Source organism: Ruegeria sp. A3M17 (assembly GCF_003318255.1).
GTDB lineage: Bacteria > Pseudomonadota > Alphaproteobacteria > Rhodobacterales > Rhodobacteraceae > Ruegeria.
This window is the reverse complement of the sequence record NZ_QOCF01000007.1, coordinates 159,743-179,546: the sequence shown is the minus strand read 5'-3', so window position 1 is coordinate 179,546 and position 19,804 is coordinate 159,743. Positions and strand designations below refer to the sequence as shown.

General features: G+C 58.8%; 18 protein-coding genes. 4 read left to right on the top strand and 14 right to left on the bottom strand.

All coding sequences use genetic code 11. The features are described 5' to 3' along the window. Window positions 1-3: 3 nt before the first annotated feature. The 5 genes from DS906_RS04340 to DS906_RS04320 form a co-directional block, all read right to left on the bottom strand. Window positions 4-2,898, bottom strand: coding sequence for a formate dehydrogenase subunit alpha (locus tag DS906_RS04340; protein WP_113788997.1), 2,895 nt, complete (start codon window positions 2,896-2,898; stop codon window positions 4-6). Between the two features lie 128 nt (window positions 2,899-3,026). Then, a complete protein-coding gene (locus tag DS906_RS04335; RefSeq protein WP_108858848.1) occupies window positions 3,027-3,215 on the bottom strand; it encodes a ubiquinol-cytochrome c reductase iron-sulfur subunit N-terminal domain-containing protein in 189 nt (62 codons plus the stop codon). A 61-nt stretch (window positions 3,216-3,276) separates the two neighbouring features. Then, entirely contained in the window at window positions 3,277-3,888 is a 612-nt protein-coding gene (locus DS906_RS04330) for a molecular chaperone (protein ID WP_058277696.1), read from the bottom strand. A 4-nt stretch (window positions 3,889-3,892) separates the two neighbouring features. Continuing rightward, window positions 3,893-4,477 carry a DUF3306 domain-containing protein gene (locus tag DS906_RS04325; protein WP_113788996.1) on the bottom strand — a complete coding sequence of 195 codons (585 nt, stop codon included), beginning with the start codon at window positions 4,475-4,477 and terminating at the stop codon, window positions 3,893-3,895. Further along, window positions 4,474-5,028 carry a DUF3305 domain-containing protein gene (locus DS906_RS04320; RefSeq protein ID WP_113788995.1) on the bottom strand — a complete coding sequence of 185 codons (555 nt, stop codon included), beginning with the start codon at window positions 5,026-5,028 and terminating at the stop codon, window positions 4,474-4,476. The genes DS906_RS04325 and DS906_RS04320 overlap by 4 nt, the downstream gene beginning before the upstream one ends. Before the next feature lie 262 nt (window positions 5,029-5,290). Between DS906_RS04320 and DS906_RS04315 the strand changes: the two genes are divergently transcribed. Then, on the top strand, window positions 5,291-7,243 hold the full coding sequence (locus DS906_RS04315) for a 4Fe-4S binding protein (protein WP_113788994.1): 1,953 nt from the start codon (window positions 5,291-5,293) through the stop codon (window positions 7,241-7,243). On the opposite strand, the gene DS906_RS04310 is transcribed toward DS906_RS04315, so the two are convergent. Continuing rightward, complete coding sequence (locus DS906_RS04310; protein WP_113789101.1) at window positions 7,237-7,965, bottom strand: cytochrome c; 729 nt, start codon at window positions 7,963-7,965, stop codon at window positions 7,237-7,239. The genes DS906_RS04315 and DS906_RS04310 overlap by 7 nt on opposite strands. A gap of 132 nt (window positions 7,966-8,097) precedes the next feature. Here DS906_RS04310 and DS906_RS04305 point away from each other — a divergent pair, with 132 nt between their 5' ends. From DS906_RS04305 to DS906_RS04295, 3 genes are read left to right on the top strand one after another with little or no spacing between them, the layout of a single operon-like run. Beyond that, window positions 8,098-9,159, top strand: coding sequence for an Mrp/NBP35 family ATP-binding protein (locus DS906_RS04305; protein ID WP_113788993.1), 1,062 nt, complete (start codon window positions 8,098-8,100; stop codon window positions 9,157-9,159). Next, window positions 9,156-9,851 (top strand): biotin/lipoate--protein ligase family protein, encoded by a 696-nt coding sequence (locus DS906_RS04300; protein WP_113788992.1) that lies wholly within the window; start codon window positions 9,156-9,158, stop codon window positions 9,849-9,851. Before DS906_RS04305 ends, DS906_RS04300 begins: the two co-directional genes overlap by 4 nt. Next, entirely contained in the window at window positions 9,851-10,330 is a 480-nt protein-coding gene (locus DS906_RS04295; RefSeq protein WP_113789100.1) for a DUF6505 family protein, read from the top strand. The genes DS906_RS04300 and DS906_RS04295 overlap by 1 nt, the downstream gene beginning before the upstream one ends. 3 nt (window positions 10,331-10,333) lie before the next feature. On the opposite strand, the gene DS906_RS04290 is transcribed toward DS906_RS04295, so the two are convergent. From DS906_RS04290 to acs, 8 genes are all read right to left on the bottom strand, one after another. Continuing rightward, window positions 10,334-10,834, bottom strand: coding sequence for a flavin reductase family protein (locus tag DS906_RS04290; RefSeq protein ID WP_113788991.1), 501 nt, complete (start codon window positions 10,832-10,834; stop codon window positions 10,334-10,336). Window positions 10,835-10,923: 89 nt separating this feature from the next. Continuing rightward, window positions 10,924-12,336, bottom strand: coding sequence for a 3'-5' exonuclease (locus DS906_RS04285; protein ID WP_113788990.1), 1,413 nt, complete (start codon window positions 12,334-12,336; stop codon window positions 10,924-10,926). A gap of 1 nt (window position 12,337) precedes the next feature. Beyond that, window positions 12,338-12,856: a hypothetical protein gene (locus DS906_RS04280; protein WP_113788989.1), complete on the bottom strand. Its 519-nt coding sequence runs from the start codon at window positions 12,854-12,856 to the stop codon at window positions 12,338-12,340. Between the two features lie 46 nt (window positions 12,857-12,902). After that, window positions 12,903-14,726 carry a DUF294 nucleotidyltransferase-like domain-containing protein gene (locus tag DS906_RS04275; protein ID WP_113788988.1) on the bottom strand — a complete coding sequence of 608 codons (1,824 nt, stop codon included), beginning with the start codon at window positions 14,724-14,726 and terminating at the stop codon, window positions 12,903-12,905. A gap of 111 nt (window positions 14,727-14,837) precedes the next feature. After that, entirely contained in the window at window positions 14,838-16,622 is a 1,785-nt protein-coding gene (locus DS906_RS04270) for a sodium:solute symporter family protein (protein WP_113788987.1), read from the bottom strand. A gap of 5 nt (window positions 16,623-16,627) precedes the next feature. Next, on the bottom strand, window positions 16,628-16,912 hold the full coding sequence (locus tag DS906_RS04265; RefSeq protein ID WP_108859095.1) for a DUF4212 domain-containing protein: 285 nt from the start codon (window positions 16,910-16,912) through the stop codon (window positions 16,628-16,630). A 185-nt stretch (window positions 16,913-17,097) separates the two neighbouring features. Beyond that, on the bottom strand, window positions 17,098-17,781 hold the full coding sequence (locus DS906_RS04260; RefSeq protein ID WP_113788986.1) for an adenylate kinase: 684 nt from the start codon (window positions 17,779-17,781) through the stop codon (window positions 17,098-17,100). Window positions 17,782-17,788: 7 nt separating this feature from the next. Further along, window positions 17,789-19,753, bottom strand: coding sequence for an acetate--CoA ligase (acs, locus tag DS906_RS04255; RefSeq protein ID WP_113788985.1), 1,965 nt, complete (start codon window positions 19,751-19,753; stop codon window positions 17,789-17,791). Window positions 19,754-19,804: the final 51 nt, after the last annotated feature.

The window sequence follows — 19,804 nt, the reverse complement described above, 5'->3', positions numbered from 1 at the left end:
TCCTTACGCTGCCGAGATCTTGCAGAGAGTACACTTGGTCTCCTGCATCTGGGTCACTGAATCATAGCCATAAGTCTGGGCGGTGTTGGAACTTTCACCCAAGACATAGGGGTCTGCACCGGCGGGGTATTTACTCCGCTGGTCTTCGCCCTGGAAATGGCCGCCAAAGTGGAACGGCATGAAGGCCACGCCGGCGCCGACCCTGTTGGTCAGCATCGCCATCACCTTGACCTTGCCGCCCTCGGGACCTTCGACCCAGACCTGGGCCCCGTCACGAATGCCCAGATTGTTGGCATCGCGCGGGTTGATCTCGACGAACATGTCCTGCTGCAATTCGGCCAGCCACGGGTTCGACCGTGACTCATCACCGCCGCCCTCATACTCGACCAGACGACCAGACGTGAGGATTATTGGATAATCCTTTGAAAAGTCGTTCTTTTGAATCGATGCATAAAGCGTGGGTAGGCGATAGGCCTGACGGTCCTCGTAGGTCGGATAGTCCTCTACCAGATCGCGACGCGGCGTATAAAGCGGCTCGCGATGGATTGGGATCGGATCCGGGAAAGTCCAGACAACCGCGCGGGCTTTGGCGTTCCCGAAGGGCGCACAGCCATGCTCGATCGCGACCCGCTGGATGCCGCCGGAAAGGTCGGTCTTCCAGTTGGTCTCTGGTCCCGCAACAGCGTCGATAGCCGCGCGTTCCTCGGATGTCAGGTCACCGTCCCAGCCAAGGTCCATCAGCATCTGCATGGTGAATTCAGGGTATCCATCCTGAATTTCCGACCCGACACTATAGACCCCTTCGGCCAGCAGGTTGTCGCCGTCACGTTCCACGCCGAAGCGCGCGCGGAATGTAAGCCCGCCTTCGGCCACCGGTTTGGACATGTCATAGAGGTTCGGTGTCCCAGTATGTCCCATCTCAGCCGTTCCCCAGCAGGGCCAGGGTAGACCGTAATACTCACCGTCGTTGGGTCCACCAATGGCCTGCAGCGTGGTTCTGTCGAACGTGTGCTGGTTGGCCATGTGGCTTTTCAGACGTTCCGGTGACTGACCGGTGTATCCGATGGTCCAGAGGCCCGAGTTGAACTCACGCGTGATGCTTTCAACATTCGGTGTTTCGGGATCTTCCATCTCGATATTGCGGAATAGCCGATCTGCCCATCCAAACTTGTTGGCGAACTTGGCCATGATGACCTCGTCCGGCAGACTTTCGAACAGCGGTTCAACCACCTTGTCGCGCCATTGCAACGAACGGTTCGATGCCGTGACTGACCCACGGGTTTCGAACTGAGTGCAGGCGGGAAGCAGGTAGACGCCATCGGTACGGTCATGCAAAACGGCGGAAACTGTAGGATACGGGTCGATCACGACCAGCATGTCCAGCTTCTCCATCGCCGTCTTCATTTCCGTCATCCGGGTCTGCGAGTTGGGCGCGTGGCCCCACAGCACCATGGCACGGACGTTGTTGTCCTGATCCATGTTTGCCGGGTCTTCCAGAACGCCATCGATCCAGCGGGAGACCGGGATGCCGCGCTCGTTCTGAAGCGGTTTGTCCTTACCTTCCTTGTCTTTGATCGTGGCGAACTGGCCAGCGAGCCATTCCGGTTCTTCACCCCAGACACGGGCCCAATGACCCCAAGCACCTTTTGACAGGCCGTAGTAGCCGGGCAGGGTGTGAGACAGAACACCAAGGTCCGTCGCTCCTTGCACGTTGTCATGACCGCGGAAGATGTTGGTGCCACCACCCGAGGTGCCCATGTTGCCGAGCGCAAGCTGTAGCACGCAGTAAGCGCGGGTGTTGTTGTTGCCGTTGGTATGTTGCGTACCTCCCATGCACCAGATCACCGTACCGGGACGGTTGTTGGCCATGGTGCGCGCAACGCGGCGCAGCTGCGAGCCGGGGGTGCCGGTGACGCGTTCCACTTCTTCCGGGTTCCACTTGGCAACCTCTTCACGGATCTGATCCATGCCCCAGACACGGGTGCGGATGAACTCCTTGTCCTCCCATCCGTTGTCGAAGATGTGCCACAGAATACCCCAGACCAAGGCGACGTCTGTACCGGGACGGAAGCGGACATACTCATCGGCATGGGCCGCGGTGCGCGTAAAGCGCGGGTCGCAGACGATCAGTGGCGCGTTGTTCTGCTCTTTTGCGCGCAGAACATGCAGCAGCGAGACGGGGTGCGCCTCGGCCGGGTTGCCGCCGATGATGAAGATGGCCCGAGAGTTATGGATGTCGTTATACGAATTGGTCATGGCGCCGTAGCCCCATGTGTTCGCAACACCCGCAACAGTGGTTGAGTGGCAGATACGGGCCTGATGGTCCACGTTGTTCGTGCCCCAATAGGCTGCGAACTTGCGGAACAGGTAGGCCTGTTCGTTGTTATGCTTCGCAGAACCCAGCCAATAGACGCTGTCCGGCCCGGATTCCTCACGGATGCTCATCATGCCGTCGCCGATCTCGTTGATCGCCTCTTCCCAGCTGATGCGCTTCCACTCGCCGCCTTCCTTCTTCATCGGATACTTGAGGCGACGCTCGCCATGGGCGTGCTCGCGAACTGCGGCCCCCTTTGCGCAATGTCCACCCAGATTGAACGGGCTATCCCAACCGGGCTCTTGCCCGATCCAGACGCCATTCTGCACTTCGGCGACGACGGTACAGCCGACCGAGCAGTGGGTGCATATGGACTTGATGTTTTCCACGGCCTGATTGGCCGCTGTCTGGGCACTGGCTGGCGTCACGGTTCCACCCATGGCGCTGATCGCGGCAAGGCCGCCGATCGTCAGGCCCGAGCCACGCAGGAATGCGCGGCGATCGACGGTTTTCTCGCCGACCTGGGACAGGATACTTGTCCGCTGGGGGCGTCTCGCAACCCCGTTGGTCTTTTTCCTAAGCATTTCTTTCCTCCCTTGCGCGCCGCGTGAGCCACGGCTGGCTTGGTACTGCTGGTGCCGACGTCAGGGCCAATCGCAACCGTCAGTCGGGTGTGACCTCGTCCGGATTAGAGCCGGGCGCTGTCGTCGCGCTAGAATCGTGCGCTTTTCAAGTACGCGCGCGTGTGCGCGGTATCCTGAATGCGGGTCTCATCCGTTGGCAGCTCGGCTGCCTCGGCTTTTCCGCTCAGGCTGGCTGCGGCAACGGCAGCGGGCGCTGCAGTTCCGGCCAGTTTTAGGAAGTCGCGGCGCGTTGCGCCTTCTTCCTTGGTCTTGCTCATGGGTTTCTCCTCTCCCATTTGCGAGTTAGCACCCCTTGGGGCGCTGGCGAGTGACAGCGCTTCACGCTGCCGTCATTCGGAAGGCTTCGCGCTCGATCTCCATGAAGACCCGACCGGCTGTGCCGATCGAGGCATAGAGAACCGAGTTCTCGGCGCCTTCCAAATCCGAATAAAAATGCATGGCCCAAGGGCCAATATGTTTGTTCCAGAATGCCCTCTGGTCTTCCAAAGATGCAGCTGCGCCGAAGCGACCAACGATCATGCCCGCCATCATCTCCATCAATGAGGCGATGTTGTCTTCCGGTTCAAAGACATTCCGGGCTCGGGTAATGCCACGCATTGCCATGTCGTTGCGTAGTTGCGCCAGCGGCTTCTCATTCAGGAATCCCGTGAGGTAGAAGCTGGCGTAGGGCAGCAGCTCGCCGCGCCCCAACCCGATGAACAGCGCGTTGAATTCGCGTTCCGCTGCGGCGGGCTTGGTCACTTTGGCGACGCGGGCCATGGACTGAATAGCCTGTCCAAGATCGGTCTCATCGCCAGTCAGACCGGATACTTGATCCAGCAGCATCTGATCGGGCGGCGCAGACAGAAGCAGCCCCAGAAAGTTGTAGAAATCCGCGCGCATGCGATCCTCTGCCGAGACATTCATCTGTTGCGCTTCACTTGCGGTCATCAGGTTATCCTTCGAATTCAAATTTCATGCGGCGTGGGGCAGGGGTGATTTCTGCATCCTCTGACGCGTCCGGTGTTATTTCAGCCTTAACCATCACAACGGGCTCTGGCGCGGGTTCTGAGGGTGCCACGGGTTCTTCCTGCGGTTCATCCAATTCAGATGCCTCGTCCACTTCGCTGTCTTCGGCCTCAGCCGCCAGCGCTTCAACATGTGCAAGCATACCTTTGCCAACCTGATATGCGGTCTGAATGTTTTCGATCACGCAGGCGGCGTCGGTGTAATCCTCGCCGTAGTCCACAAGGCCATCGACATTGGCCAGAACCGGGTTCAGCCGCCACAGCCGTCGCAAGGCACGACGGCGCAGACGGTCAGGCACCGCCTTGGCCATAAAGCCCGAGACGTCATCGCCCGCCTGCAATTCGTCAGGGTCGGGCAGATCAAACTCGGCCAGTATCTCGGCATCGGATTTTTCCTGCAGTTCGGCGTGTTGGGCGGCAATGGCCTGTTCTTCAACCGCAATGACCTCGGCCTCGGCTTCCGCCTGTACCGCCGCTTTGCGGCGGGACCAGAAATCGCGGGCTTGGGTCACTGCACGATCCTCCGCGGGGCGCGGTACACGTCTGACTCTTGCCGGATGCGTGCATCGCCCTTGCCGTCCTCGACCAAATCGATCCGCTTTTTGTCCCGGCGGCGTTTGACGAAGACTTCGTCGTTATGATGTTCCAGAGCGAAGTCGCGCACCCACGCGATCAACCCATCAGTCATCGGAATTTTCTCAACGATCTCTTCACCGGTATCGGCATAGTCCTGACCTTCGAAGGGCGACGCCGTTACCAGCACCGCATCCATCGGCCTTTCGCCATCCAGCGCATCACGAAGGACAAGGTAGATCGACGGCTGGCCGTCCGACAGGTTCACCATATAGGCTTCGGTTTCGTCCGCCCAAAGCGTCAGGGGCAGGGTCGCTGCGTGGTACTCAATGGCCTCGCCTTCACGTCGCATTTCGTGCCAGTCCGCAGGTCCGGCACCGGGCAACACGGCAATGGCGCGCCAATTCCATTTCGCCCAGCGGGTTACACCGGGTGTTTTGCGCACGACGACGCCGATTGGCATTTCAACCTGGCTTGCGGCCTTGGCCACTGGCTCCTCCCCGGAAGGCTCTCCCATGCCTTCCCATAGGTCCACTATGGTACACAAAGCGCTCAGGTGCCAAGCCCGCGTCGTACGACCTTAGTCGTAATGGGTGGTAGCAAAATAGTGATCCCCGCAAACAGACGCCTTTGTTTATTGTAAAAATGGGGTTTCCGTGGCCAAATGGCCCGCTGTCCCAAAGGGTTTACATTCCATCAACGGGGATACAGCCTGCGATGCGAAGAGGTGGAGAAGTATCCGGGGGAGGATCATGGGCACCAAACTACTGTTATGCGATTGCGCCGGGTCACAACCTCTGAATTCCGACAAGATCGGTTCGGCCTGCGAGATGGAATGTTCCAAGGTTTTCACAGCGCTTTGCACGCGAGAGTTGGAAGCGGCGGCCGCGGAGATACAACAGGGGGACACCATCATTGCCTGCGGACAAGAGCAGGAAGTGTTTCAGGCTCTGGCCGAAGAACTGAATGTGGACGCCCCGGGCTTTGTCGACCTTCGTGACAGGGCCGGGTGGTCTGATGAGGGCGCGGATGCGGCCCCCAAGATGGCCGCCCTGGCCGCCGAAGCCTTGTTGCCGCAGCCGGTAACACCCAGCGTAGACGTCTATAGCGAAGGCACATGCCTGATCATCGGTCCTAGCGATGTTGCATTTGCACTTGCTGAAAAACTGGCCGTTACGCTTGCAGTTACGGTGCTTGTTACAGATGAGGCCGCGCCCTTTTCGCGCGCGTTCGACGTGGTGCGTGGGCGTATCAAATCGCTCGATGGGGCGTTGGGCGGGTTTACTATGCGGCTCGACGCGTTTCAGCAGCTTGAACCCGGCGGACGCGGAGCCTTTGCCTGGACCGAGGCCCGCGACAGGGCGCAATCGGGCTGCGATATCGTTCTGGACCTGACCGGCGACACACCCTTGGTTCAGGCTCCGACCAAGCGCGAAGGCTATCTGCGGGCTGATCCCAAAGATCCATTGTCCGCCGAACGGCTGGCGTTTGAGGCGGCCCAATTGGTCGGCACCTTCGAAAAGCCGCTTTACGTGCGGATGGAAGAAACGCTGTGTGCCCATTCACGGGCTGAGCAGGTTGCTTGCACGAACTGTCTGGATATCTGTCCGACAGGGGCGATCACACCCGCGGGTGAGCATGTGGAAATCGATCCTATGATCTGCGCCGGGTGCGGTGAATGCGCGGCGGTTTGTCCGTCAACTGCGATCACCTACGAAGATCCGCCGGTTTCGGCGTTGCTGTCACGGATGCACATCCTGGCCCGCACCTATCGGCGGGCTGGTGGAGCCGCGCCGCGCTTGTTGGTGCATAATGCCCACGGGGCCGAGATGATCCGACTGGCCGCCCGTTTTGGACGTGGCTTGCCTGCCGATGTGATCCCACTGGAGCTGAGTGTGATTTCAGGCTTTGGCCATGCCGAGATGCTGGCTGCTTTGGCGCATGGTTTTGCGCGTGTGGACGTCTTGCTATCCCCAACGACCGAGCGCGATGCGTTGGACCGGGAACTGGCCTTGGCGCTGGCAATTGCAGGGCCGAATGCCCTGGGGATGGTGGATGAGGCCGACCCGGATGCGCTGTCTGATGTCCTTTATGCGCAAGATGTCCCTCAGCCTTTGGCCGACCCGGTATTGCCATTGGGTAACCGCCGCCAAATCGCCCGTTTGGCGGCGCAGGCACTGAACCCCAAAGCCGAAAAGCCGCTGCCCATGCCAGAAAACGCCCCCTATGGGGCGGTAGCGGTGAACACAGACGCCTGCACCTTGTGCCTCAGCTGTGTGTCGCTGTGCCCGTCGGGTGCTTTGATCGATAACCCGGACAAGCCGCAATTGAACTTCCAGCAGGATGCCTGTTTGCAATGCGGGTTGTGCAAAGGCATCTGCCCAGAGGATGCGATTGCTCTTGTCCCGCAGCTTGACCTGAGCGATGCGGCCCTGTCTCAGCAGGTTCTGAATGAAGAGGAGCCATTTGCTTGTGTGGAATGCGGGGCACTGTTCGGAGTTAAGTCCACCGTGGAACGGATCATGGAAAAGCTTGCGGGTACACATCCGATGTTTGCAACCTCAGACAAAGCGCGGATGATCCAGATGTGTGACAATTGCCGGGTAAACGCGCAGTTCCAGCAAGAGGACAACCCGTTCCAGTCTAACCCGAAGCCTCGTGTCGTCACGACAGAGGATTATTTCTCAAAACGAAAGGATCACTGAAGCTGTAAGGGCGCACCCAAGTCCGCTGCGGTTATGACCGAGACAAAGGCAAGGATGGCCTCCAGATCGTCCAGCGTCATTTCGACAGGATAGATGGGCGATGGGCGCTGTGGATCAAACGGAGGTGTCAGCCCGTCGATCTGTGTGAACGATGGGTGCGGGTTGAGGGCGAAGAACGCCTCGAACCGTTCTGACCAGTCTGGCATGGCGCGCAGCACCGCGAAAGAGGGGGTCGAACCCAGACCATTCATCCGGTTCTTGGGCCCGATCACATGGCACCGGCCGCAATGGGTCATCGACAGTTCCTCGCCGCGCAGCGTATCGCCGTCGATAACTGTTTCGGTTTCCACGGCCGCGATATCGAAACTGGCCGAGAAGGGCGTGCCTTGCTCTGGCGCATAGCTTTCAACCGTCCGTTTTCCGATATCGGACAGCAGCCAGTCGCGGAACCGCTCATGTTTGGCGTCCTGTTCGATCCGAAGGTGATAGATCACACCGTCGCGCGCAAACACAGGATCACCCGGAGGCTCGGTTTCCAGCACCAAAACGCCGGCATCATCTGCAATAACCCGGATCCCGGTCTTGAGAGAAAAGCGAGGAAGGATATGTTGCAGCAGACCAGAGTCAGCAACCTCGTCCGGCGCGGCAAGACCAATCGCCTCTTGCGACCAAGAGGGGGTGGCAGAGAGCGTCAGGCTCAGGCACAAGAGGACAAAGCGCATGCCACAGCCTAACGGCACGGCACCAAATGCGTCAAATGAACTGAATGAGACGGAGACACGTGCAATGAACGGCAACCACAGCTTGTCGATACGCAGAGCCCAGACCACCGGGTTCCAAAAGGAGAATGACGCATGAGTGTTCGTGACGCAGTTCTTGCAAACCTGAGAAAGATCACTGACCCCGTCTCTGGGCAGGACATCGTCAGCGCCGGAGTTGTTCGCGCGCTGAACGTCGAAGGGGACACCGTGCGCTTTGTGCTTGAGATCGATCCCAAGCAGGCCGAACAGATGGAACCCGTCCGTGCCGCAGCCGAACAGGCCGCGCAGTTGGTCGACGGTGTTTCGACAGTTTCCGCCATGCTGACCGCGCATTCTGAAAAGGCACCGCCGGATCTGAAGCCCAAGCCGAAACCTTCCCAGACCGGGCCGCAGGCCGTGCCGGGTGTCGACAGAATTATCGCTGTCGCTTCGGGTAAGGGTGGCGTTGGCAAGTCCACCGTTTCCGCCAACCTGGCTTGTGCCTTGGCAGCGGAAGGGCGGCGCGTTGGTCTGCTGGATGCGGATGTTTATGGGCCGTCGCAACCGCGGATGCTGGGTGTTTCGGGCCGTCCGGCCAGCCCTGACGGCAAAACGATCCTGCCTTTGCGCAACCACGGGGTCACTATGATGTCGATGGGCCTGATGACCAATGAAGGTCAGGCCGTTGTCTGGCGCGGTCCGATGCTGATGGGCGCGTTGCAACAGATGATGGGTCAGGTGCAATGGGGCGCGCTGGATGTGCTAATCGTCGACCTACCACCGGGCACCGGTGACGTGCAGCTGACGCTGAGCCAGAAGTTCAACGTGGACGGGGCCATTGTCGTTTCGACCCCACAGGACGTAGCCCTGATTGATGCCCGCAAGGGGATCGACATGTTCAACCAGCTCAAGACGCCCATCCTTGGGATGATTGAGAATATGTCGACTCATATCTGCACGAACTGCGGGCATGAAGAGCACGTGTTCGGCCATGGCGGCGTAAAGTCCGAGGCTGAGGCGCTGGGCGTTCCTTTGCTGGGTGAAATCCCGCTGCATCTGGATATCCGCGTTGCCGCTGATGGCGGTGCACCGATCGTGGTCAGCAAGCCCGACAGTCCGCAAGCCGAAGCGTTCCGCCAAATTGCGCGCGGCATGATTGCCAAGGGCAACGCATGAACGAGCCGGTCTTTCCCCCTTTGCTGACGGGCCACCCGGTGCAGGGTGGGGAAGACCCGTTCGAGCGTGCGCAGGCCATGGCTGCGCTGGGCTGTGACGCCGGTGCCGTGGTCTATAACATTCAGGCCGATCGCCTGCGTGTGGCCATCGTTTTTGCCCCCGAGGTTGTCTTGCGCGATGCGATGGCAATGGTGCCGCTATGCGCTGTTGGGTTTCAGAACGCGCTGGGCGCGCTGGCCCCGCCCGAGGTCGCAGTTCATCTGGGCTGGGACGGGCTGATCTGTGTGAATGGGGCCAAATGCGGAATGTTCCGCGTGGCAGCTTCGGATGCAGATCCAGAAGCAGAACCGGATTGGCTGATCGTCGGTTGGGATTTGGCGCTGCTGCAAACCAGTGAGGCACCGGGCGAAAACCCGGATGTCACCGCCCTTTACGACGAGGGCTGCGCGGATGTCTCGGCAACGCAGCTTGTCGAAAGCTGGTCGCGGCACATGATGACATGGCTGAACCGCTGGCAAGAGGACGGCAACGCGCCTGTGCACGGAGAATGGATAGGCCTGCTGCGCGGAGTGGGAGAGCCCTTTGGTGAAACGGGCGTGTTTCTGGGAACGGATGAACGGTTCGGCATGCTGATCCGGCATGGTTCAGATACGCAGCTTCGCCCGCTGACGGAATTGTTGGAGAACGGATGATGAAACTGGCCCGCGCAATCCATTTCGACGAAAGCGACATGAATGTGTTCCACTCCCCGGCGCGAACAGGCGAGTGGTGCCTCTCGGGCGGGTTCGAGTTCTCAAATTGGGGCGAAGGCGATCTTGAAGGCAAGGCGCGTCAGGCTTTTGCGAATGGCTGGTTGGGCGTGGAAACCTTTGGGCGCGTGACATTCGTCGCGGTTACTCAGGTGGAACAGGCCGAGATGGATCAGATCGCGCAGAGCCTTGCTGAACACTTTGTGCAGCTTTACGGGGCACCGTCGGTCGAGGCCGCCATGGACGTCGCACTGGCCGAGATCGCTCATATGTCCGAGCTGTGTGATGAGCATAATCCAAACACGCTGCTAACCGTCTCGCGCGAGCTGTCAGATGCGGGAGTGCGTGAGGCTTTCCGCGTGATCACGCCGCAAGAGACTCAGCTAGAGGCTCTGGCCGTACATGGGTCGTTGGACGAATAACCGTCAGATCAGATCCGCAAAACCGCCAAATTGACCACGTTTAAAGATCAAACCTTTGCCGGTGCGGTACATGACCTTTTGCACCTCACCAACAATGATCAGGTGATCCCCCGCATCGTGTTGGGCGTGCACCTGACAGTCAAACCGCGCCAGACAACCGGATAATTGCGGCCGACGCGCAGGGTCGTGGGCCCATTCCGCGTGCGAGAAATCTTTGCCATCGCGGGCAAAGCGCAGGGCCTGTTCCTGCTGATCCTGTCCCATCACGTGGATCGAATAATGTCGGCTGGTGTTGAAATCGTCGAACCGGTTGGAGTCTTTGGCCAAGCACCACAAAACAAGGGGCGGGTCCAGCGATACCGACGCGAATGAGTTGACCGTAATGGCCCGAGGGCCCTGATCGGTGTTCGTGGTGATCACCGTCACACCGGTTCCGAAACACCCCAACGCTTCACGGAAAGCGGTGCTTTGATCCGGGGTTGGACTGAATTGTTTTTCCGTCATTGCGCGCTCATCCCGTGGCCGTGCCTCAGGTGCCACGACGCGCGGGGTTTGTCCATGAAAAGCTGCGTCCGGTATGCGTGTTTTCCGAACTAGTTCAGGTCTTCCAACAAACGACCGTGTTGCCGCGTTGCCTCAACGACCAGGCCAAAGGTTGTCATGCCGCGCGCCTGAAGCATCGGTAGCATTCTGACCAGTGCTTCGGCGGTAGCAACCGCATCACCCAGGGCGGTATGGCGCAGTTGTTCGGGGATGGTGATCTCCAACCGTTCGCACAGGGCGTCCAGCGTGTGTTTATCACTTGCCCCAAACAGCACGGCAGACAATAGAACCGTATCCAGAATGGGGTGATCCCAATCGACATCTATGCGTTTTGCATGTCGTCGCAAAAATGCCAAGTCGAATGGCGCGTTATGGGCCACGATCACTGCATCGCGGGCGAATTGATGCAGCGCGCGCCCGGCCTCTGCAATGTCCGGTGCGCCCTGAACCATGCGATCGCTGATCTTGTGAACCTTGGTTGAGGATGGAGGGATCGGGATGCCAGGATCAACCAGCATGTCCAGCTGCTCTCCGTCCACGATGCGGCCGTTGACAACCCGTACAGCTCCGATCTGAACGATTTCGTCCTTGTGTGGCAGCAGTCCGGTGGTTTCGGTGTCAAACACGACGAAACACAAATCCTGCAGAGCAAGGTTTTCGAAGGTCTCATCCGTCGACGTGTTCAACAAGTCGAAGTCATACACCAAAGGCCGTGCGGCTTCGGGTGCGATGTTCACGGCGCTGTCCTCGAAGATCAGCATGTATCCGGGTGCGCTCCCAAGAGGTTTCATGCGCGTGCGGTAACTTTGCGTACCATCGACGCTGGTCAACGCGCAGGCGACCTCCAGCCCGGTCTTCACCAGTTTGGAATGGGCCTCTTCCAGCAGGTCAGATTGCAGGTATTCAAACAACGAGGCATTCAGCCGGGGATGCGCAATCTGTGCCAGAACCTCGGCCGCCTGACCATCGTACAAAACGATCTTGTGTGTTGGGCTCGCCAACAGCATTGCAACCGGGATTTCGGTCAATAAGGCCGTCAGACGGTGTTTTTCTGCCGCCAGATGTGCCGTCTCCTCGGCCACGGCCTGCGCGACGTCCATGGTTTTACCGGACAATTGGTCGGCCAGTCCGGCCGCGGCTGGTGCCAGATCACCCAGATATCGCGCGGCCTGTGTGTCCAATTCGGTGCTGACCCCGGCATGCGCGCGGGCCCTAAGTTGGGCGGATATCCGTTCGATTGGCTTTGCAACATTGTCGTCGAACAATAACCAAACCGCCGCAGTCAAAGCCAGAAACCCAAAACCCATCAGGATTTCGGCAAAGATGAAGGAATCAAGCAGATCAGGATTAGCAACGCGCCGATAGCTGATCCACAGTGCCAGCGAGCTGACAGTCAGAGCTCCAAAGGCCAGCAGGCAGAAGAACAGGAAAATGCGCAGACGCAGGCTTAACCGGTTCAGCATGTCACACTCCGCAGGTTGCCTCGACAATTGGGTCACTGGCGGTGACGTCGATCCAGTCGGCGTTCAGCAGCCGCCCGTCATCCGCGAATTCTGCCCCATCCGCAAGGTTGGCGCGGCTGAACTCTTTGCAGTTGACCACGACCGGCAGTTTTGAGACCGGGGCCCAGCGACCAAAGAGATACAGTTCCACCAACCGTTGTTCAGGAACCTGTTCATTGGTGCGAACGGAACCGGCATCAATGGCGGCAAAGCGGTCTACGAAGGGCACAGCATAGGTCCAGGGGCGATAGAAGGCGCGACTTTCAACTTCTTGAATGACGATCATACCTTCGGGAAGGGTATCGCGTGTGCGGTCGTACCAGGAATATTCACTGGTAATCGTCATGCCGATCATGCCGAGACCCGCGGCAACGGGTGTCATCCAACGGGGCAGGCGGCCACCCGTCACTTTGTTCAGAACCATTACGATGCCCGCAAAAGCAAAGCCTGCAAATATTGTGCCAATCAGTTCCAGAAACATGTGACTCTCCGTATGTCTGGCGTATTCGCCAATAGTTATCGCCGCCTTAGCCCAGCATTCCCTTGCCGTGACCTACTGCTGATTGCATGGTTTTTACCACAACGAACGCATCCCGAAGATGACTTCGCTCAAAATCCGAAAGGTCTGAGGGCGGTAGGAAATTGTCCGGCTTTCGATCGCCCTTCACAAGCCTGACCTGATGCTCAAGGCGGGTTTCTGCGATCAGATCGTACGCATCCAGCAAATCCCGCGCGCCCGATGGGCTGAGGATGCCGCCAGATGCGGCGGCTTTCAGACGCGCCCGAGTATTGGCTTCGGTCAATTGACCCTGAAGGCTGTAGATCCGGGCAAGGTCAACGACTGGGACCACTCCGTTATGTTTGAGGTCCAGTGTGTTGCGATGTTCACCAGACCGGATGGTCGCAAACCCGCGCAGCAGCCCCAGCGGAGGCGTGTGCTTAAGCGAATTTGAAATCATGTGCGCCACAAAGATCGAGTTTGCGTTGGCCGCTGCCAGTGTCTCGGCCTGCAGATCGTCGAACAGGTGAAAGGCCCCGCCGATAGGGCGGAGGTCGAACATGACTGAGGCCAGCATCTGCGCCTCGGGGTTCGGTTTGGCGATCCATCCGTTGAAGTAGTCGCGCCAGACGCGCACCGGCTGACACCATCGTGGGTTGGTCGCCATCATGTCGCCCGGGCAATAGAAATATCCGCAGGTGTCCAGGCCATCCGAGACGTATTTGGCAAGCTCGGCGAAGTACTTCATATCGGCATCGGTCACGCTGTCGTCCAGCATCAGACAGTTGTCCTGATCGGATACTCCAGTTTGTTCTTGCCGCCCTTGCGACCCACAGGCCAACCACAGATAGGGAACGGGTGCTGGGCCCAGCTTGTCCTCGGCCAAGGCCAACAACCGGCGGGTTGCCGTGTCTGCAATGTCCGTTATCAGCCGCGTCACGATCTCGTGCCGGTTTCCGGCAGCCACCAGTTGCACCAGAAGTTGCGGGATGTCAGCAGTGACCGCCGCCATTTGATCCGCCGAGTCCGCTTGTGCGATCCGGCGGACAAGCTCTGCCGAATTCACCGCCTGATAATGGGTTAGGTCCGTTTGCGTTACGATGCCGACCAAACGTCCACCTTCGCTAATCGGAATGTGACCGATCCCACGTTCCATCATCACGTGCAGAACGTCCGATCCAATGTCAAATGGTGACAGGGTGATTGGGTTCGCCGTCATGATCGCTGACACCGGCGTGTCTGCGGGCATGCCATCGGCTACGTATTTGCCCGAGATATCGCGCAAGGTGGCGATGCCCAGCAGTTTATCCGTTTCGGTGACGCACAAGGATGAAATGTGCTTGTCACGCATGATCCGGGCGGCTTCTTGAACTGATGTGTCCGGTGGGCAAGTTGCCGGGTTATGCGCCATAAGAACGTCAATCGCGCTGGTGGCCAAGCTCTGCGGGCCGGACCGGTTCGAACGGGTCCGGTTGAAGAATTTCGAAACGACGTCGTGCCCATCGATCAACTCGCGCACCAGATCTGGCGGCAGGACCAGCAAGACGGACGGCGTATGCGCGCGCGCCTTGGTCGCGGCCTTCCCGTCTTTCAGTAGCCCACGCTCACCAAACGAATTGCGCAGACCAAGATGAGATACCACGGCGTCGTTCTCATCGGTGATTTCGACGTGCCCCTCATAGATCACGAAAACACCGGGCAGGGTGTGCCCAAGTTCGTACACGGGAAAGTCTTCCTCGACCTCCCAAACCTCGATCTGATTGGCGATCTGATCCAGTGTTTCTGGGGGCAGGGCATCGTAGGGGTGGACGGATTTCAGGAACCGGGTGATTTCGTCATGAGACAGGGGCATCGTCAAATCCTGGCTTTCCGGTTTTGAAAAATCCCGCCCGGCATAGTGCCGGGCGGGAGTAGTGGGTCGAAAGATGCGGTGCGTGAAAAGGATCCATGCACCACATCATACTCATTTATTCTGAGCTGCGCCGGCGCCACGGGGAATACGCACGCTTTCGACCAATTCAACGATCTCCGGTGGAGTCTCTTTGGTCATTCCGGCGACAACGTAAGCAACGCCGAAGTTGATCATTGCACCGATAGCACCGAACGAGGTCGACTTGATCGGACCCAGAAGCGGATCAGCGTCAGTGAACGAGTTGGTGCCCGGAATGAACAGCCAGCCCTTGTGCAGGAAGATGTAGACCAGAGTTACGGTCAGACCAGCCAGCATACCTGCGACGGCACCGGTGTTGTTGATGCGGGTCGAGAAGATCCCCATCATCAGCGCCGGGAAGATCGAGGCGGCCGCCAGACCGAAGGCAAGTGCCACGGTTTGCGCTGCAAAACCCGGTGGGTTCATACCCAGATAGGTTGCAACGACGATGGCCACGGCCATTGCGATACGAGCGGCCAGCAGTTCTCCTTTTTCAGAGATTTGCGGGTTGATCGCACCTTTGACAAGGTCATGGGATACTGCCGACGAGATCGCCAGCAACAGACCCGCAGCGGTCGACAGAGCGGCCGCAAGACCACCGGCAGCGACCAGACCGATCACCCAACCCGGCAGGTTGGCAATCTCGGGGTTGGCCAGAACCAGGATGTCGCGGTTGAACTTGGTCAGCTCGTTGCCGACCCAGCCTTTTTCTTCCGCAAGTACCTGCATGTCGGCGTTCTTGTCGTTGTAGTACTGGATTTTGCCGTCGCCGTTCTTGTCTTCCCAGTCCAACAGGCCGGTTTTCTGCCACGTCTGCATCCAGTCATAGCGAGGATCATTGTCGATATCCTCGACCGAGACCGCGCCGCCTTCGATGCCACCGTTGGGCCACATCATGTCGGTGATGTTCAGACGCGCCATTGCGCCAACCGCGGGGGCGGTGAGGTACAGCAGAGCGATGAAGACCAGCGTCCAGCCAGCGGACCAGCGGGCGTCAGACACTTTCGGCACGGTGAAGAAGCGCATGATCACGTGCGGCAGACCGGCGGTACCGATCATCAGCGACAGTGTGAACAGAACCATGTTCAGCGTGTTCGAATGGTGGGCCGTGTATTCGTTGAAGCCCAACTCGGTCACGATCGCGTCCAATTTGGTCAGCAACGGTTCACCGCTTGCGGTGTCGCTGAACAAACCCAGCGCCGGAACCGGCGTGCCGGTCAGCTGCAGCGAGATAAAGATCGCCGGGATGGTGTAGGCGGTGATCAGAACGCAGTACTGAGCGACCTGAGTGTAGGTCACGCCTTTCATCCCACCGAACACCGCGTAGGCAAACACCACACAGGCACCGATCAGCAGTCCGGAGGTGTTCGACACCTCAAGAAAACGGCCAAAGGCCACGCCGACGCCGGTCATCTGACCAATAACGTAAGTCACCGACGCAACGATCAGACAGATCACCGCCACGATACGTGCAGTCTGACTGTAGAAACGGTCGCCGATGAATTCCGAGACAGTGTATTTGCCAAACTTACGCAGATAGGGCGCAAGCAGCAGTGCCAGCAGCACGTAACCGCCGGTCCAACCCATCAGGAAGGTCGAATTGTCATAACCGGTAAAAGCGATCAGGCCCGCCATCGAGATGAACGAGGCTGCAGACATCCAGTCTGCCGCTGTCGCCATACCGTTGGTGACCGGGTGAATGCCGCGACCGGCGGCGTAGAATTCCGATGTGGAACCCGCACGGGCCCAGATCGCGATGCCGATGTACAGCGCAAAACTCGCGCCGACAAAGAGCAGGTTAATGGTAAACTGGTCCATTCCGCTTACTCCTCATCCACGCCAAATTCGGCGTCCAACTTGTTCATGCGCCAGGCGTAGTTGAAGATCAGCACCAGAAAGACCAGGATTGATCCCTGCTGAGCGAACCAAAAGCCCAGATCGGTGCCGCCAACTGCAATGCCGGACAGCAATGGACGCAGCAGAATGCCGAATCCAAAAGACACCAGCGCCCAGATCACGAGGCTGATGTAGATGAGACGCAGGTTCGCCTGCCAATAGCCCTTGTCGGCCTCGGCAGTCTGCGCGGAGTGTGTTGATTGATCCGCCATTGCGGGTTCCTCCTTCGCTTCTTCCATGGGCGACCCGTTGTCCTAAACCTCCAACGCGCGGGGCCGCTTTTCGAAATGCCGAATGCCAGCTTGGCATCAGGCACGACTTCTCTGGTCCGCCAAGGCGGGTCCATTGAAGCTTTCCTTTTAGGAATTCGACCCTTGTTCAGGGCGGGCCGGTTTCCTTAGTTCATCGCGTCGCTGACGATCCTTTCCAGATTGCCAGCGATGTCGTCGATATTGCCCATGGCGTTCAGACCTTTCAGAACGCCGTGGTCTTGGTAATAGGTAATCAAAGGTGCGGTTTGCGCGTGATATGCGGCCAGTCGCGAGGCGACGGTTTCAGCGTTGTCATCAGCACGGCGCTTGAACTCGGTGCTGCCGCACTTGTCACACTTGCCTTTAACAACAGGGACCTTGAACGTGTCATGAAACCCTTCGCCACATCCGGCGCAGGTGTAGCGGCCTGAGATACGGATCACCATTTCACCGTCCTCAACCTCAAGACTGATGGCGGCGTTGATCTTCTGCCCGGTTTCCGACAGCAATCCGTCCAGCGCCTCGGCCTGAACCGTGGTGCGAGGAAAGCCGTCCAGAATGACGCCCTTGGCGCAATCCGGTTCAGCAAGACGGTCGCGCAAAATGGCAATGACGATCTCGTCGCTGACCAGATCGCCGGCTTCCATTACCGTCTTCGCGGCCTTGCCGGCCTCAGTTCCTGCGGCGACAGCTGCACGCAATAGGTCGCCAGTGCTGAGTTGTACCAGCCCGAACTTGTCCTCGAGCATACGGGCCTGTGTTCCCTTCCCGGCACCCGGAGGGCCGAGAAGGATCAGAACAGCGGGTGTGGTGATCGTGGCAGCGTCCATCACATCCTCACTTGTTCGCACGGTTTTCGATCAGGTCTTCGACCACCGACGGATCGGCAAGCGTAGACGTGTCACCCAATGCGCCAAAGTCATTCTCGGCAATCTTGCGCAGGATACGGCGCATAATCTTGCCCGAGCGGGTCTTGGGCAGACCAGGGGCCCACTGGATCACGTCAGGCGATGCAATCGGACCGATTTCTGTCCGGACCCAGGTACGCAACTCTTTCAGCAACTCATCCGAGGGATCACGGTCATTCATCAGAGTGACATAGCAATAGATGCCTTGCCCTTTGATCTCATGGGGATATCCGACCACGGCGGCCTCAGCCACGGCGGCATGTGCTACAAGCGCGCTTTCGACCTCGGCGGTCCCCATACGGTGGCCCGAGACGTTGATCACGTCATCCACACGGCCGGTGATCCAGTAATCGCCATCCTCATCACGGCGGCAGCCGTCCCCGGTGAAGTAGTAGCCTTTGTAATCCGAGAAATAGGTCTTTTCGAACCGCTCATGGTCGCCCCAAACGGTACGCATCTGACCGGGCCAGCTGTCTTTGATGCACAGAACACCTTCGACACCGTTGCCGTTGATCTCGACGCCTGACTGCGGGTCCAGAACCACGGGCTGAATGCCGAAGAACGGCTTCATGGCAGCACCCGGTTTCATCGCGTGTGCACCGGGAAGGGGGGTCATCAGGTGACCGCCGGTCTCGGTCTGCCACCACGTGTCAACGATGGGGCAATTTCCTTTACCGACCACTTCATTGTACCAGTTCCAGGCTTCAGGGTTGATCGGTTCGCCCACGGTGCCCAGTAGTTTGAGGTCGCTCAGATCATGCTTGTCGACCCACTCGTTGCCTTGCCCCATCAATGCGCGGATAGCCGTTGGTGCGGTGTAAAACTGGTTGACCTTGTGCTTGGCGCAAACCTCCCAGAAACGGCCCGCGTCGGGGTAGGTCGGAACACCTTCGAACATTAGTGTAGTTGCGCCGTTGGCCAGCGGGCCGTAGACGATATAGCTGTGGCCTGTGACCCAGCCCACGTCAGCCGTGCACCAATACACATCGCCCTCGTGGTAGTCGAAGGTGATCTCATGGGTCAGCGATGCGAAAACCAGATAGCCGCCAGTGGTATGCACCACACCCTTGGGTTGTCCGGTCGAGCCGGAGGTGTAGAGGATGAACAGCGGGTCTTCTGCGCTCATCTCAGCGGGTGCGCAGTAGTCGTCCGCCTCAAGCGCCATTTCGTTATAGTCGTAGTCGCGGTCGGCAATCCATGTTGTTTGACCACCGGTGCGCTTTACGACCAGGCATTTCACTGTGTCTTTGCAGTGCAGAAGAGCAGCATCCGCATTGGATTTAAGCGCGGTCTTGCGGCCACCTCGCGGGGCCTCGTCGGCGGTGATCACAACCTTTGCGTCGCAGCCATTGACGCGCGCCGCCAGAGCGTCTGGTGAGAAACCCGCAAAGACGATCGAATGGATCGCGCCAATGCGCGCGCAGGCCAACATGGCATAGGCGGCCTCGGGGATCATCGGCATATAGATCACGACGCGGTCGCCCTTACGCACGCCCAGCGATTCCAGAATGTTTGCCATCCGGCAGGTCCGGCGGTGCAACTCAGCATAGGTGATGTGCTGCGCTTCGTCTTTCGGATCATCCGGTTCCCAGATGATCGCAGTTTGATCGCCGCGGGTATTCAGGTGGCGGTCCAGACAGTTGGCCGAAACGTTCAGCGTGCCGTCCGCGTACCAGTTGATTCCGACCGAGCCAAAATCGTAGCTTACGTCTTTGACCTGGGTGTAGGGCTTGATCCAGTCGATACGCTTGCCTTGTTCGTCCCAGAACGCGACGGGATCGTTGATCGAAGCCGCATACATCTCAGTGTATTTTTCAGCATTAACATGCGTGCGGGCCACGGTTTCGGCGGACGGCGGAAAGGTATTGGCTTCTGCCTGGGCAGCGGTTGTCATTCTGAGGCTCCTCCCTCTGGATCATATTGAATCAGACCGATTTTGCCTGCT

Excerpts from the sequence above, each read along its gene's own strand:
- DS906_RS04300 (WP_113788992.1), top strand. The coding sequence starts at position 9,156 with ATGAACGAGCCGGTCTTTCCCCCTTTGCTGACGGGCCACCCGGTGCAG.
- DS906_RS04285 (WP_113788990.1), bottom strand. The coding sequence starts at position 12,336 with ATGCTGAACCGGTTAAGCCTGCGTCTGCGCATTTTCCTGTTCTTCTGC.
- DS906_RS04260 (WP_113788986.1), bottom strand. The coding sequence starts at position 17,781 with ATGGACGCTGCCACGATCACCACACCCGCTGTTCTGATCCTTCTCGGC.
- DS906_RS04275 (WP_113788988.1), bottom strand. The coding sequence starts at position 14,726 with ATGCCCCTGTCTCATGACGAAATCACCCGGTTCCTGAAATCCGTCCAC.
- DS906_RS04295 (WP_113789100.1), top strand. The coding sequence starts at position 9,851 with ATGAAACTGGCCCGCGCAATCCATTTCGACGAAAGCGACATGAATGTG.
- DS906_RS04280 (WP_113788989.1), bottom strand. The coding sequence starts at position 12,856 with ATGTTTCTGGAACTGATTGGCACAATATTTGCAGGCTTTGCTTTTGCG.
- DS906_RS04330 (WP_058277696.1), bottom strand. The coding sequence starts at position 3,888 with ATGACCGCAAGTGAAGCGCAACAGATGAATGTCTCGGCAGAGGATCGC.
- DS906_RS04270 (WP_113788987.1), bottom strand. The coding sequence starts at position 16,622 with ATGGACCAGTTTACCATTAACCTGCTCTTTGTCGGCGCGAGTTTTGCG.
- DS906_RS04315 (WP_113788994.1), top strand. The coding sequence starts at position 5,291 with ATGGGCACCAAACTACTGTTATGCGATTGCGCCGGGTCACAACCTCTG.
- DS906_RS04310 (WP_113789101.1), bottom strand. The coding sequence starts at position 7,965 with ATGCGCTTTGTCCTCTTGTGCCTGAGCCTGACGCTCTCTGCCACCCCC.
- DS906_RS04265 (WP_108859095.1), bottom strand. The coding sequence starts at position 16,912 with ATGGCGGATCAATCAACACACTCCGCGCAGACTGCCGAGGCCGACAAG.
- DS906_RS04340 (WP_113788997.1), bottom strand. The coding sequence starts at position 2,898 with ATGCTTAGGAAAAAGACCAACGGGGTTGCGAGACGCCCCCAGCGGACA.
- acs (WP_113788985.1), bottom strand. The coding sequence starts at position 19,753 with ATGACAACCGCTGCCCAGGCAGAAGCCAATACCTTTCCGCCGTCCGCC.
- DS906_RS04335 (WP_108858848.1), bottom strand. The coding sequence starts at position 3,215 with ATGAGCAAGACCAAGGAAGAAGGCGCAACGCGCCGCGACTTCCTAAAA.
- DS906_RS04290 (WP_113788991.1), bottom strand. The coding sequence starts at position 10,834 with ATGACGGAAAAACAATTCAGTCCAACCCCGGATCAAAGCACCGCTTTC.
- DS906_RS04305 (WP_113788993.1), top strand. The coding sequence starts at position 8,098 with ATGAGTGTTCGTGACGCAGTTCTTGCAAACCTGAGAAAGATCACTGAC.